11 protein-coding genes are annotated in these 15344 nt (G+C 44.0%); 1 reads left to right on the top strand and 10 read right to left on the bottom strand.

Annotation, left to right across the window (positions count from 1 at the left end; all coding sequences use genetic code 11):
• Nucleotide 1: 1 nt before the first annotated feature.
• Together imuA and L1D22_RS13905 are read right to left on the bottom strand one after the other, a co-directional pair.
• Nucleotides 2–709, bottom strand: a complete 708-nt coding sequence (imuA, locus tag L1D22_RS13910) for a translesion DNA synthesis-associated protein ImuA (protein ID WP_239830233.1) — start codon at nt 707–709, stop codon at nt 2–4.
• Nucleotides 710–863: 154 nt separating this feature from the next.
• A complete protein-coding gene (locus tag L1D22_RS13905; RefSeq protein ID WP_239830232.1) occupies nt 864–1604 on the bottom strand; it encodes a YciK family oxidoreductase in 741 nt (246 codons plus the stop codon).
• Nucleotides 1605–1741: 137 nt separating this feature from the next.
• On the opposite strand from L1D22_RS13905, the gene sohB reads away from it, so the two are divergent.
• Entirely contained in the window at nt 1742–2809 is a 1068-nt protein-coding gene (gene sohB, locus L1D22_RS13900; protein ID WP_019820882.1) for a protease SohB, read from the top strand.
• A gap of 144 nt (nt 2810–2953) precedes the next feature.
• On the opposite strand, the gene L1D22_RS13895 is transcribed toward sohB, so the two are convergent.
• The 8 genes from L1D22_RS13895 to L1D22_RS13860 all read right to left on the bottom strand — a co-directional run bounded on the left by L1D22_RS13895 (nt 2954) and on the right by L1D22_RS13860 (nt 15232).
• Nucleotides 2954–4516, bottom strand: a complete 1563-nt coding sequence (locus L1D22_RS13895; RefSeq protein ID WP_123283423.1) for a SpoVR family protein — start codon at nt 4514–4516, stop codon at nt 2954–2956.
• 11 nt (nt 4517–4527) lie between these two features.
• Nucleotides 4528–5799 carry a YeaH/YhbH family protein gene (locus L1D22_RS13890; protein WP_048659698.1) on the bottom strand — a complete coding sequence of 424 codons (1272 nt, stop codon included), beginning with the start codon at nt 5797–5799 and terminating at the stop codon, nt 4528–4530.
• Nucleotides 5800–5919: 120 nt separating this feature from the next.
• Nucleotides 5920–7854, bottom strand: a complete 1935-nt coding sequence (locus L1D22_RS13885) for a PrkA family serine protein kinase (protein WP_239830231.1) — start codon at nt 7852–7854, stop codon at nt 5920–5922.
• Between the two features lie 434 nt (nt 7855–8288).
• Complete coding sequence (locus tag L1D22_RS13880) at nt 8289–8789, bottom strand: YfbU family protein (RefSeq protein WP_017631241.1); 501 nt, start codon at nt 8787–8789, stop codon at nt 8289–8291.
• Nucleotides 8790–9010: 221 nt separating this feature from the next.
• Complete coding sequence (gene pflA / locus L1D22_RS13875) at nt 9011–9751, bottom strand: pyruvate formate lyase 1-activating protein (protein ID WP_017631242.1); 741 nt, start codon at nt 9749–9751, stop codon at nt 9011–9013.
• Nucleotides 9752–9915: 164 nt separating this feature from the next.
• Nucleotides 9916–10905, bottom strand: coding sequence for a lipid A deacylase LpxR family protein (locus tag L1D22_RS13870; protein WP_239830230.1), 990 nt, complete (start codon nt 10903–10905; stop codon nt 9916–9918).
• 201 nt (nt 10906–11106) lie between these two features.
• Nucleotides 11107–13383, bottom strand: coding sequence for a formate C-acetyltransferase (pflB, locus tag L1D22_RS13865; RefSeq protein WP_239830229.1), 2277 nt, complete (start codon nt 13381–13383; stop codon nt 11107–11109).
• A 307-nt stretch (nt 13384–13690) separates the two neighbouring features.
• Complete coding sequence (locus L1D22_RS13860) at nt 13691–15232, bottom strand: DUF3360 family protein (protein ID WP_239830228.1); 1542 nt, start codon at nt 15230–15232, stop codon at nt 13691–13693.
• Nucleotides 15233–15344: the final 112 nt, after the last annotated feature.

Here is a 15344-nt window from a genome sequence, read left to right as displayed (position 1 = left end):
GCTAGCCTTGTTTCGCAATAGGAAAAGCCAGCACAATATTATCAGACAAGGCACGGTGTGAACTGTCGATGCTGATGACTTTCTCTGTCAGTAACGGCCAATGGTGAGTCATGTCGAGAATAAAGCTGCCATATGACCAACTGCCTTTTCTTTTTGTTACCTCAACCTTTAACCCCTGAGCATGAGAAGAGAGCTTCATGCTTAAAGAAACGGGTAGGGATAATTGGTTATGGCTGGTGGATTTAAAGTGAAACTGCAGGCATTTGCCCGTTTCACTTGCAGCTTGCAGGCGCTTTGTTTGGTGGATTTCGAGATTTGCTCCCCATAACAATACAGAATGACAAGCACCACTCTTGAGGCATTGCTCAGCAGCCCACAATGCATCGAGATCGTGCTGAGGCTCGATCACCAAGATGTTATCGAGTTCAATCCCTTGGCTACTAAAAAACTCGGCACAGATCTTCCCTGGCGGGTTAATGAATATGGCCAGTTTCTGTGAGTTTTGCTGAGCTAAATAGGGGGTCAGCAGGCGAAGTTCGCCGATCCCTTGTTGTGATTCAACTTCAATAACGCCGTGCGTCGGAAAGCCACCATCAAGCTGTTTATCCAATTGTGGATAGCCTGTCGAAGTGGTACTTCCTTGCGTTGTTGATTGTAGCCCTTTCCAGATTAGCTGGCGGTCTTGTAAGTTTTTTATGAGTTCATGCATAATCAAATACCTGTATATTTATACAGTATATTTAACAATGAAAAAGATGCAAAGCAAAATGATGAAAATTAGCGGAAGGAAGTATTAGATGGTTGATTTAGATACAAAAAAAGCCGCGATTAAAGCGGCTTCTTGTTATTGGTTATAATATCAACTACTTAGGTTGAGCGTCGATACATTGGCCATTAATGTCTGTCACACTTGGGTTCATTAAGTGTAGGTACAGTGGGATGATGTCGAGTGGCGTTTTCAGCTTGTTAGCATCTTCACCTGGGTACGCTTTTGCACGCATGCGTGTTTGAGTGCCGCCTGGGTTGATCGCATTAACACGGATGTTAGTGTCTTCAAGCTCATCCGCTAGGATTTGCATCATGCCTTCGGTAGCAAACTTAGAGATCGCGTAAGTCCCCCAGAATGCACGGCCAGAGTGGCCAACGGTAGAAGACGTAAATACGACACGACCTGCTTCCGCTTTCTTAAGAGCAGGCAGAAGTGCTTGAGTCATCAAGAACTCAGATTTCACATTGATCTGCATAACATCATCAAAAGTCTCTTCATCAATCTGTTCAAACGGGCTCAGAGTACCGAGAACGCCAGCGTTATGAAGTAGACCGTCTAAACGACCGAACTGTGACTCAATGGTTTCAGCCATATCAATGTAGTTCTGCTTTGTCGCGCCTTTTAGATCCAGTGGGATGATCGCAGGCTGCGGGTAACCAGCACTTTCGATTTCATCGTAAATAAATTCAAGGTTTTTAACATTGCGGCCTAGCAGAATAACTGTCGCGCCATGTTGAGCGAAGCTTAGTGCTGCTTGGCGTCCAATACCGGCACCAGCACCAGTAACCAAAATTACTTTATCTTTGAGGGCATCTGTAGAGATTGGGTAATCCACTGTGCTTATCCTTCTTTCTTTTATTATGTTCGCCATTCCATTGATGTTTAATCACACAGATAACCGCAGGAATGATGAGAAATTCTTGGTAATCGTGACAAGATGGTTACAATACACTAATTCATACAATAGGGGATATGACATTGGAATTTTTGTTGGACTACGGCTTGTTTTTAGCCAAGATTGCGACCGTTGTAATCGCCATCATTGCAATTTTAGTCATTGCTAAATCTGTGGGTGGAAAATCAAGCGCGATTAAAGGTGAGCTGGAAATCACGAACCTATCTGAGCACCATAAACAGACGATTGAACAATTAGAGCACCATCTACACGATGATGCTTTCATCAAAGCCCGTGATAAAGCAGAAAAGAAAGCGGAAAAAGAGAAAGTAAAATCACGCGGTAAAGAAGTGAAGAAAGCAGCGAAAGAGGGTGAGCTTGACAGCAAGCGTGAACCACATCTATTCGTTCTTGATTTTAACGGCAGTATTGATGCAAAAGAAGTGGCTTCATTACGTGAAGAGGTAACGGCAGTTCTGGCTGTGGCTCGTGAAGGCGATGAAGTATTGCTTAAGCTAGAATCTGGCGGTGGCATGGTTCACGGCTACGGTTTGGCGTCTTCTCAACTTGATCGTATCAAAGCGGCAGGTTTGCCTTTGACTATCTCGGTAGACAAAGTAGCAGCAAGTGGCGGTTATATGATGGCATGTATCGCAGACAAAATTGTGTCAGCACCTTTTGCTATCGTTGGTTCTATTGGCGTGATTGCTCAACTACCAAACTTCAATAAACTGCTTAAAAAGCACGACATTGAGTTTGAACAGCTAACTGCGGGTGAGTACAAGCGCACACTGACTATGTTTGGTGAGAACAGCGATAAAGCACGTGAGAAGTTTAAAGAAGAGCTAGAAGAGACACATGGTCTATTCAAAGACTTCATTCGTGACCATCGTCCAGCGCTAGACCTTGATAAGGTTGCAACGGGTGAGCACTGGTTTGGTACACAAGCTCATGAACTTGGGCTGGTGGATGAGATCCGTACTTCTGATGACCTAGTTGTCGAAGCATGCAAAGACAAGACGGTTCTAGCGATTCATTATGTACAGAAGAAAAAGCTGTCAGACAAGCTTGCAGGCGTTGCTGGTAAATCTGCAGACAGCGTGCTGATGAAGCTGATTGAACGCGGTCAAAAGCCGATTGTTTAAGCTTATTTAGTTTGAGCCTTGAAAAGAAAGCGCATAAGCCTGATGACTTATGCGCTTTTTTATTGCTCCACTTCCGAGCGGGTGACCACTATGTTGTAGGGGGAGCGGAGTTTTATACCAACCACTTACTTACAGTGATAGGTATTAAATCTTGGCTCCATAGTCATTGCGTTTCGGACAAGTGGTCAGGATTTCTCGATGACCTGTGTCTTTGAGCTCCTCAAGAATTACGTCAAAGCCCCACAAGCGATAGAGATGCTTCATTACTTCGTCGTAGCCTTTATCAAGCGGGATACGGTCATGAGGAACGTACTGCAGCGTCATTGAGCGGTCACCACGAACATCAACGTTAAACACCTGAATATTCGGCTCAAGATTACTGAGGTTGTATTGCGCTGCAAGCTTCTCTCGAATCAGGCGATAGCCCGGATCATCGTGAATCGCACTCACTTCAATGGTGTTTTTTCGGTCATCATCAAGCACAGAAAACAGCTTAAAGTCACGAATGATCTTTGGAGAAAGGTATTGGCTGATAAAGCTTTCATCTTTAAAGTTGTGCATTGCGAAGTGCACCGCTTCTAACCAATCACTTCCGGCTAGCTCAGGGAACCACTCTTTGTCTTCATCGGTTGGCTCTTCACAGATGCGTCGAATGTCTCTAAACATCGCAAACCCAAGTGCGTAAGGGTTTATCCCGCTGAAGTAAGGGCTGTTGTAAGCAGGTTGCGCTACCACACTGGTATGGCTGTGCAGGAACTCTAAGATGAACTTGTCACTCACCAAACCTTCGTCGTAAAGGTGATTCAGAATGGTGTAGTGCCAGAAGGTTGCCCAACCTTCATTCATCACTTGCGTTTGTTTCTGAGGATAGAAGTACTGGCTCACTTTACGAACAATACGAACACACTCACGTTGCCAAGGTTCAAGTAATGGGGCGTTCTTCTCAATAAAGTAGAGAATGTTTTCTTGAGGCTCGCTAGGGAAGCGGATTTTGGTCTCTTCTTCCTTACTCTTGTTTTGAGGCACCGTTCTCCAAAGCTCATTTACTTGAGATTGCAGATAAGCTTCACGCTCTTCTTGTCTTGCTGTTTCTTCTGCAATGGAAATCTTTTCAGGGCGTTTGTACCTGTCTACGCCGTAATTCATCAGTGCATGGCAAGAATCAAGCAGCTGCTCGACCTCAGCGACGCCATATTTCTCTTCACAGCCACTGATGTACTTCTTAGCGAACAGCAAGTAATCGATGATGGAACTAGCGTCTGTCCAGGTTTGGAACAGGTAGTTACCTTTAAAGAAAGAGTTGTGGCCGTAACAAGCGTGAGCCATTACCAGCGCCTGCATTGTTACTGTGTTCTCTTCCATCAGATATGCGATACAAGGATCAGAATTGATCACGATTTCGTACGCCAAGCCCATTTGCCCATGCTTGTAGTTTTGCTCGGTTTGAATGAACTTCTTACCAAATGACCAGTGATTGTAATTGATCGGCATACCAATACTGGAGTATGCATCCATCATCTGCTCTGAGGTAATCACTTCGATCTGGTTTGGGTAAGTGTCTAAACGGTAATGCTGCGCCACACGCTTAATTTCCACGTGATATTGCTCTAAGAGGTTGAACGTCCAATCTGGACCATCAGGCAGCATCTTGTCGTTTTTCTTTTGTGCAGCTTTGTCTTTCTCTGCAACGTTTGATTTCGCTGTCATGGCAAGCCCCCTTACGCTGTCTCTTTCTGGAACAGTTCTCTAAACACAGGAAAGATATCATCCACCGTTTTGATGTTTTTCATCGCGAAGTTGTCGAAGCTCGCTTCTAACTTCTCATACTCGTGCCAAAGCGTTTGGTGAGAGCGGCGTGTGATTTCGATATAAGAGTAATATTGGCAAGTTGGTAGAAGCGTATTGACCAACAGCTCTTTACAACGAGGTGAGTCATCAGCCCAGTTATCACCATCAGACGCTTGTGCCGCATAGATATTCCACTCGTTAGCTGGGTAACGGTCTGCGACAATTTCTTTCATTAATTTCAGTGCACTAGAAACGATGGTGCCGCCCGTTTCTTGTGAGTAGAAGAACTCATGCTCGTCGACTTCTTTTGCTTGAGTATGGTGACGAATAAACACCACATCGACGTTTTCGTAGGTACGATTGAGGAACAAATAAAGCAGTACGTAGAAACGTTTTGCGATGTCTTTGGTGGCTTGATCCATTGAGCCGGACACATCCATCAAACAGAACATTACCGCTTGGCTAGATGGAATAGGGCGCTTCTCATAGTTTTTAAAACGTAAGTCGAAGGTATCAATGAATGGCACGTTTTCAATTTTTTTACGTAGCTCGGCAATCTCTTCTTTCAAGCGACTTTCTTCGAAGGGTTGTGCCGGTTCCGTCATTTTAACTTGGTCAAGTTGCTCCATCAGTAAGTTAAGCTCGCGCTTTTTACCTGCTGTCATCGCGGTTCTACGAGCTAGCGATTGCTGCAGTGAACGAACAATAGCGATGTTGGATGGAATCCCCGCACTTTGATAACCAGAGCGGTGGGTTTTCCATTCGGTGATTTTGTTGACCTGATTCTTCTCTAGATTAGGCAGAGCTAAATCTTCAAAGAGAATATCAAGATACTCGTCTTTTGAAATTTGGAAGGTAAATTCATCTTGGCCTTCGCCATCAGGACTTGCATCACCTTGGCCTGAACCACCACCTTGGCCGCCACCTTTAGGGCGCTCAATTTTATCACCAGTGATGAACTGATCATTACCAGGGTGAACACGTTCTCTTACGCCACCTTGACCTTGGTGAAAGCTTGGCTCTTTGATGTCTTTATGAGGAATAGTGACGTCCTCACCAGTTTCTGTATTGGTGATTGAGCGTCGGTTGACTGCATCGGCCACAGATTCTTTGATTTGCTCTTTATGGCGTCGTAAGAATCGCTGTCTATTTACAGCACTCTTATTCTTGCCATTGAGCCTCCGATCGATAAATTGTGCCATAAGAACTCCCTCTCAGCTGATGTCACGATCCTACTTTTTATTAGGGTATAAGAGTTATTCGGATATAAGAGTTATTGCTTTGTACGAGCTGCTCACGTGAGCAGCTCAATACAGTTTGGTTTATGAGGATTTACGAACTCTTAGATACCACTCAGATAGCAGTCTAACTTGTTTCTCGGTGTAGCCTTTTTCCATCATACGAGCAACGAAGTCGTCGTGTTTTTTCTGATCATCCGTTGAGGTCTTAGCATTGAACGAAATAACAGGAAGCAGCTCTTCTGTGTTAGAGAACATTTTCTTCTCAATCACAGTGCGCAGTTTCTCGTAGCTCGTCCAAACTGGGTTTTGACCGTTATTGTTGGCTTTGGCACGAAGCACAAAGTTCACAATCTCATTTCGGAAGTCTTTAGGGTTACTGATACCGGCTGTTTTCTCGATTTTCTCTAGTTCACCATTTAGAGAAGCACGGTCAAATAGCTGGCCTGTTTCTGGATCGCGGTACTCTTGGTCTTGAATCCAGAAGTCAGCGTAGGTGACATAGCGGTCGAAGATATTCTGACCGTACTCAGAGTAAGACTCTAGGTATGCGGTTTGAATTTCTTTACCGATGAACTCTACGTAGCGTGGCACTAGGTATCCTTTCAAGAACTCTAGGTACTTCTCAGCGGTCTCTTGAGGGAATTGCTCACGTTCGATTTGCTGCTCAATCACGTAGAACAGATGCACTGGGTTCGCAGCCACTTCGGCTTGGTCGAAGTTAAATACACGAGACAGGATCTTAAAGGCGAAACGTGTTGATAGACCTGACATGCCTTCGTCAACGCCCGCATAGTCTCGGTACTCTTGGTAGCTCTTCGCTTTTGGATCGGTGTCTTTTAGGGTTTCACCATCGTAAACACGCATCTTAGAGAATAGAGAAGAGTTTTCAGGCTCTTTCAGTCTCGACAGGATGCTGAATTGCGATAGCAGATCGAGTGTGCTTGGTGAGCAAGGCGCTTGGGATAGCTCACTGTGCTCAAGCAGTTTCTTGTAGATCTTAACTTCTTCAGACACACGCAGACAGTAAGGGACTTTTACAATGTACACACGGTCGAGGAAGGCTTCATTGTTCTTGTTGTTGCGGAAGGTCTGCCACTCGGATTCGTTCGAGTGAGCCAGAATCATGCCGTCGAATGGCAGTGCAGAAAGTCCTTCGGTACCGTTGAAGTTACCTTCTTGCGTCGCTGTTAGTAGAGGGTGCAATACCTTAATTGGTGCCTTGAACATCTCCACGAATTCCATCAGACCTTGGTTTGCTTTACATAGCGCACCAGAGTAGCTGTAGGCATCAGGATCATCTTGAGAGAAATGCTCAAGCTTACGAATATCAACTTTACCTACCAGAGATGAGATATCTTGGTTGTTTTCATCACCTGGCTCTGTTTTCGCAATCGCGACTTGATCGAGAATAGAAGGGCGCAGTTTGATGACTTTGAACTTAGAAATATCGCCGCCGAAATCATGGAGGCGTTTCGCTGCCCACGGAGACATAATCGAGCGAAGGTAGCGTTTCTCAATGCCATATTCGTTCTTCAGTAAGTCGCCGTCTTCGTTGACATCGAACAGACAGAATGGGTGATCGTTTACTGGGCTTCGTTCTCCGTCAGCAGACAATACATAAATGGGTAGCTTTTGCATCAGGGCTTTTAGCTTTTCAGCAAGCGATGATTTACCGCCGCCCACAGGACCCAGCAAGTAAAGAATCTGTTTACGTTCTTCTAGGCCTTGCGCAGCATGTTTTAGATAAGAAACAATCTGTTCAATCGCGTCTTCCATGCCGTAAAAATCTTCGAATTCACGGTAACGAGATATAACTCGGTTGGAGAAAATGCGACTTAGTTGAGGGTCTTGCGCGGTGTCAATAACCTCAGGTTCGCCAATAGCCAGAAGTAAGCGCTCCGCGGCGTTGGCGTAAGCACTTTTGTCGTCTTTACACAGCGCCAAGAACTCTTGCAGTGTCAGCTCTTCTTCCTTGGCTGCTTCATAACGTGATTGATAGTGGTCAAATATACTCATAGTCACATTCCCCTTGTTAACCAGTCAAAACTGACGAGCGATTGAAAAATAGGCTCTCCCTACATTTTAAGATTAGACCTGCTTCCACAATTTTGCTTAACAATTATGTATTTATTTACAATTTTGCGTGTTGAATGGCTAACGAAAGCAATGGGCAACTTGAGCCAGAGGAATCGAATTATTTTACATTCATGGGGTATGGACGGTTTGTTTTGTGATTTTAGGAGGCTTTCCAATTCTTGCAGTGGATTTATGCGTATTGAATGCGTGAAGAAGCCTTATTGAATTTTTAGTATGAAATACTATAAAATAACTACAAACGTTGGTGTAAATTACGCTTTCTAGTGTGAGAGAATCAAATAAAAAGGGTTACTCGTGATGAGTAACCCTTTTTTGAAATTTTTTAAGCCAGCTGAGGCTTATCTTTTGATGCATTAAGCACTGAAGATTTGAGATAGCTCTGTCGCACATAGGTGGTACTGACGAGGGCAGTTGCGCCATGTTGTTAGCATGCGACGGTATTTGTCTAGCATTGGCATTTGGCTATTGAAGTGGTGATCAGCTTTGTCGAATTGAGGGTAAAGACCTTCAGAGTCAACAAGGAAACGCACGTAGTGTACGATCTGCGCTTCAGAAGCGATATCAAAACCTAAGAACTGTAGGCGGCGTTGATCAACTTCAGCGCGTTCTTGTTCTGCTAGCATTTTGTTTGACTCTTGCATTGCATGGTACATCTCCATGATGTCGATAATTTCACGACATTCTGCTTCAGTCAAACAACCAAATTCTTTGTTAAGCTCACGCATTTGGAGTTCGTAACCACGTTCTACAATCGTTTGTAGACGTTGGTATTTAGCTGAGTTCTCAGGATCCATTTGAGACATTAGGTAGTATTGATTTGATAGAATTAGACGCTGAGCATTGGTCATTTCCATGGGAGGAGCCTCACTAAAAAACTAAATGTTGTATTCTTTTGTTGCAGTAAGAGTAACAGCATTCCTACGAGTGGAAACATGATCTCAACACGGATTTAATATGATTTTTTGAATTGATAAACAAAAGTTGTAAAGAAAAGTGAAAGGATTGTTTGGCTCGAAAAAGAAAACGCCCCAATCGAAATTGAGGCGTTTGAAACAGGCTTTGAAAACCGTAGGTGTTAGTATTTTACGTTTGAATGGTACTGACTAAGAACAGCGACGATCTCATCCATTTTTTCTTTACTTGGCGGGTTAACACCATCAAGTGGGTAGTCATGACCCAGCGCTTCCCATTTGTGAGCACCAAGCTTGTGGTACGGAAGCAGTTCTACTTTCTCGATGTTGTCCATGTCTTTAATGAATTCACCAAGAAGATGTGCATCTTCAGCTGTATCTGTGTAGCCAGGAACAATCACATAGCGAATCCAAGTTTTCTTGCCGATTTTGTGCAGGTAGCGTGCAAAATCCAGAGTACGTCGGTTTGATACACCAATGAAATCGTGGTGAATCTCGTCTCGCATATGCTTAAGATCAAGCATCACTAGATCAGAGGCTTCTAGTACTTCATCAACCACTTCTGTGTGCTTACGAATGTAGCCATTAGTATCAAGACAAGTGTGAATGCCTTCAGCTTGAGCTGCGCGGAAAAAGTCACGAACAAACTCAGGTTGTAGCATCGCTTCGCCACCTGAACAAGTGATACCACCGCCAGAAGCTTTCATGAAATGACGGTATGATTTTGCTTCGTTGATGATCTCTTCAACCGTTACTTCCTTTCCGTCATGAAGATCCCATGTATCGCGATTGTGGCAGTACATACAGCGCATTAAGCAGCCTTGAAGAAACACAATAAAGCGGATACCAGGGCCATCGACAGTACCACAAGATTCGAATGAGTGAATGCGACCAGTTGTAGACATGAGCTATTCTCGTAGAGGAATTTATACTCTTTATTTTATTACAAAAACGGTACATAAAATAGGGTCAAATGGTAACGAGGTCTTTAAAAGTAAGGGCAATCACCTGTGAAGATGATTGCCCTTATTAAACTTGAACCGTGAAGGACGAAAGCCCTTGCTGGTGGCTAGAAGAACGCAAACATTGTGATGCCGCCAGTGGTGTACACCGACTCTTTTGCTTCTTTGTAATCAGGCGTTTTTGCCGTAAGTGCGAAGGATGCACCAACGTATTGGTTATACCAAGCCACACCTAGCACAGCGGTTGCTTGAACGTTCTCTAATGTCACATCATATTGTTCTGGGTTCGGCCAATTATCTTCGATCCCAGAGCGATCGCCTTCGATTGTTAAGTCGTTAAATCGGTAACGACCTTCAAGGCCTGCATAGGTAAACCAACCTGTGTTTGATGCGCCGATCATACCGGCTTTGAATGGGTTCTCTGTGCTGATGTTCGCCGCACCAAAGTTACCACCTAGGTCTGTACCCCAACGGAACATGAAGCCCGTTGAAATGTCACTTCGAAAGTTACCGACGTTGATTTCTGAAACGTTAGAGATCTCGAAGTCTGTATTTGCTAGTGCTTGATTACGCATTAAGTTGAAATGGCTTAGGTAGCCAACGCTTCCCGCCCACTCATCATCAACTTGATATCCCCAGCCCATAGGCTCATCTGATTTTGTGATTGAGTGAACCAATTTTTGAGCATCTTCAGACAGTGCACGTTCGCCTGTTGTACCAAACGTGATGTTAAAACGCTGAGCTTGTTGTGGGTTCAAGCTGATGTAGTTGAATTCTGTGTGTAGGTAACCTGCATACGGACGATCATTGGCAGAGGGTGTTTCCAACTCAATATCTGAAGGCGTATACATTTTGTGGCCAATGGTGATTTCCCACTTATCTAGAGAACTTGCGCCCCAGTAAGAAAGGCTCAGTGGTTTTACCCAGTTGTATGGCGTAATACTTGATGATGTGTAACCCAGAAATAGACCGTTGGTATAGTCTTGGTCGACACCAAAAATACCATCATTATCTAAAGCAAAAGTCAGCGTAGAACGCTCAGATGCTAAAGATGAGAAAGAGAGAAGAATCAGGGGTAAACAACGCAGGTATTTCATGGAGCAGTTACTCTTAAATTATGAACCGCGATATTACCGTAATTTGACAGAATTTGTGGAAAAAAAGTGAATGGCAGGGTGCTTTTTTGCTCAATCTAACATTTCGAGGGATAGGTTAAGTTTGTGCGATTTACAATAGATATAAAAAAGCCCCGCACATTGGCGAGGCTAATATTATTTACTGTCTATTAAGCGGTGAGCTTATAGAGACTCAGTAAATGTACGTGCGATTACGTCAGCTTGTTGCTCTGCAGTTAGAGAGTTAAAGCGAACAGCGTAACCAGATACACGGATTGTTAGCTGAGGGTATTTCTCAGGGTGCTTAACTGCGTCTTCTAGAGTGTCGCGGTTAAGAACGTTAACGTTAAGGTGTTGACCACCTTCAATGCCAGCTTCGTGGTGGAAGTAACCATCCATTAGGCCTGCAAGGTTAGCACGTTGGCTATCAAGTTCTTTACCTAGTGCGTTTGGCACGATAGAGAACGTGTAAGAGATACCATCTTGTGCGTCAGCAAACGGTAGTTTACCTACAGACGTTAGTGAAGCTACAGCACCTTTCTCATCGCGACCGTGCATTGGGTTTGCACCAGGAGCGAAAGGAGCGCCAGCACGACGACCGTCTGGAGTGTTACCAGTTTTCTTACCGTATACAACGTTAGACGTGATAGTAAGAACTGACTGTGTAGGGATAGAGTTACGGTAAGTCTTAAGCTTACGGATCTTGTTCATGAACGTAGAAACTAGTTCACAAGCAATATCATCTACACGAGAGTCGTTGTTACCGTATTTAGGGTAATCGCCTTCGATTTCGAAGTCAGTTGCGATACCGTCTTCGTCACGGATTGGCTTCACTTTAGCAAACTTAATTGCAGACAGTGAGTCAGCAGCAACAGAAAGACCAGCGATACCACAAGCCATAGTACGACGAACGTCACGGTCATGAAGAGCCATTAGAGACGCTTCGTAGCTGTACTTGTCGTGCATGTAGTGAATGCTGTTTAGTGCAGTCACGTATTGCTTAGCTAACCAGTCCATGAATGTGTCTAGGCGACCCATTACGTCATCGTAGTTAAGAACTTCGTCAGTGATCTTGTCTGAAACAGGACCAACTTGCATCTTAAGCTTCTCGTCCACACCGCCGTTGATTGCGTAAAGCATTGTTTTCGCAAGGTTAGCACGAGCACCGAAGAACTGCATTTGCTTACCAACGATCATTGGAGATACACAACAAGCGATAGCGTAATCATCAGACTCAAGGTCAGGACGCATTAGGTCATCATTTTCGTACTGGATAGAAGAAGTATCGATAGATACCTTCGCACAGAAACGTTTGAAGCCGTCAGGTAGTTGCTCAGACCAAAGAACAGTGATGTTTGGCTCTGGAGAAGGACCCATAGTGTATAGAGAGTTTAGGAAACGGAAGTTCGAACGCGTTACTAGCGTACGACCGTCGATACCCATACCACCCATAGATTCTGTTGCCCAGATTGGGTCACCAGAGAACAGCTCATCGTACTCAGGAGTACGTAGGAAACGAACCATACGCAGCTTCATTACGAAGTGGTCGATCATTTCTTGTGCTTGTTCTTCAGTGATCTTGCCAGCAGCGATATCACGCTCGATGTAGATGTCTAGGAAAGTCGAAGTACGACCTAGAGACATTGCAGCACCGTTTTGAGATTTAACAGCAGCTAGGTAGCCGAAGTAAGTCCACTGGATAGCTTCTTGAGCAGTTTGAGCAGGCTCAGAGATATCGAAACCGTATTTCTCAGCCATTTGCTTGATTTGACCTAGAGCACGATGTTGCTCAGAGATCTCTTCACGCAGTTGCATTGTTTCTGCTAGGTTTTCACCGTTTTCGAATTGCTCTTGAAGAGAAGCAAATTGAGCTTGCTTGTCTTTCATTAGGAAATCAATACCGTAAAGTGCAACACGACGGTAGTCACCGATGATACGACCACGGCCGTAAGCATCAGGAAGACCAGTCAGAACACCAGACTTACGACATTTTAGGATATCAGGAGTGTAGATATCGAAAACGCCAGCATTGTGTGTTTTACGGTATTCTGAGTAGATTTTTGAAACCATTGGGTCAAGAGTTTCGCCGTATGCTTTACAAGAACCTTCAACCATACGTACACCACCGTTAGGGATGATTGCACGTTTTAGTGGCTTCTCAGTTTGTAGACCAACGATAGTCTCAAGATCTTTCTCAATATAACCTGCATCGTGAGCAGTAATGGTAGAGATAACAGAAGTATCGAAATCTACAGGTGCTTTAGTTGCGTTTTCCTGTTTGATACCTTCCATTACCGAAGACCAAAGCTTGTTAGTTGCTTCAGTACCCTCAGAAACTAGGAAAGACTCGTCGCCTTCATACGGCGTGTAGTTCTTTTGAATGAAATCACGAACGTTTACTTCGCTTTGCCACTCACCTGCAGCAAAATCTTCCCAAGCTTTAGCAAATTGCTCTGCCATGACATACCTACCTTTTTAGTAGAAAAAATACGTACATTAACACTGTTGAGCCAGCGCCCCTCGTAAGGGTAGTACACTCTTATTAATAACAATATATATGAGCATATAAGCGTCATATGGTTATATATATTGTCACTACTTTTTATATGTTCTCTTTACTCTATGAATTCAAGACTACGCTAAAAAATTCCTGCAAACCTTAAACTAAATCAATAAATGCCAAAAAAAGTTGAAAAAATTTGAGTGACAGGGGTTGCCACCCAAACTTTTTTTTAATCCGAATACTACTTTTGTGTAGTAAGGACTATTATAGCCAAGCTTTTAGACCATATTGGCTTTCTAGCATACCAACTGCAAGCATTGCTACTAGACAGATAACTAAAACACCAACTGGGATAACAATCTTATCTACAAATGATAGACGCTTAGCACGCTCTTTGTCACCAATTAGACCGTTGTTATCTAGAAGCATAGTTAATGCCCATGCTAGAACTGGGTTAACAACCGCTGAACCGAAGATACAGATACCAGCTGCTTGAGAATCTTTAGAATCCTTAACCATTTGCATACCTGCTTCAAGTAGAGGTAGAGATACACCTACAAGTAGCGCAACACGCATCACTGGTGGCCATACTGCTACGTCCATTGGGAAACCAAGAATCGCAACAATAATACATAGAGAACCAAGCAAGATTGCGCCGCCAGGAATTGGACGTTTCGCGATAGCCGCTGGGATCATGTAAGTACCCCAAGAAGAAGTGATGTTACCACCACCAACTGCAGTACCAACCATTTGACGAACTGAACACATAGTCATTGTGTCATCTACATCCATAAGCACTTTTTCAGACTTTTTAGGGTAGTTAAGTTCTTGGAAGATACGGTGACCTAGGAAGTCTGGTGACCACATTGCTACAGCAAGGATTGCAAATGGTAGAGATGCAATGAAGTGTTCAACGTTTGGCAAGCCAAGCATCCAACCTTCAGAAGTAGAACCCCACCAGTAAACTGGGTTTAGGTTTGGAATGCCCATTTCAGTTTCGAATACGATGTCGAAGCCTGCGCCTAATACTAATGCAATAGCAAGGCCTGTGAATGCACACACTGGGATAGCTAACCAACGCTTGTTCACTTTTGCTAGGAAAGCGTAGATAGCAATAGTAATAGCAAGAACGATTAAACCAACGTAACCCATGCTGCCCGCTTCAACAGTAGAAGATTGAAGACCAACCGCCCATGATTGAATTGAGTTGATTTGGCTCATAGTACCGGTTAGGCCTAAGAAAATGAGCAAGCCACCAGCAGTACCTTCTGAAGTCAGGTTAACCAGCTTGGAGCCGCCTTTTAGGAAACTTAGGATTAGACCGAAGACACCGATAAGGATTGCCAATGCAAGAGGGTGAGCACCAGCTAGAGCGATGGTACCGATAAGAGGAATCATTGGGCCGTGGTTACCGGCAAGGTTTGCTTTAGGGTTAAAGAAACCAGAAGCTAGGATACAGAACAGCAGTGCAGGGATAAGCATTTCTACACGAGCGACTTCAATCGCAAACTCTTTACCTAGGTTTACGTGATCCCAAGCTTGAGTTAGGCCGTCAGCCCAAGACATCATTACTGCAGAGTACATCGCGATGATACCAATGGTACCAGCAAGTGCAGGAACAAGATCTTCAAGTTCAAAGCGGAAGTCACGACCCGGAAGGTTTAGACCGAAGCGGCGAGGCTTCATAATTTGAAGCTCATGATCTAGATAATCTGAGCGGCTCTCAAATTCAGAAGCAGGACGGTGTAGCTCTTTATAGCTTTTCTCTTCTACTTCAGAGTTCGCATTATTCACAACGTCTGACATAGATTCCTCATATTTTTATGTTAGTAATTCTAAAATTGAATTCTATAATTTCGCGTAATTGCGTTATTTCTTAGTTATAACTCATTAACATTATGTTGCACGGTTTTGATGT

It is taken from the genome of Vibrio sp. Isolate34, assembly GCF_022397915.1.
Classification (GTDB): Bacteria; Pseudomonadota; Gammaproteobacteria; order Enterobacterales; family Vibrionaceae; genus Vibrio.
This window is presented reverse-complemented; position numbering and strand designations above follow the sequence as displayed.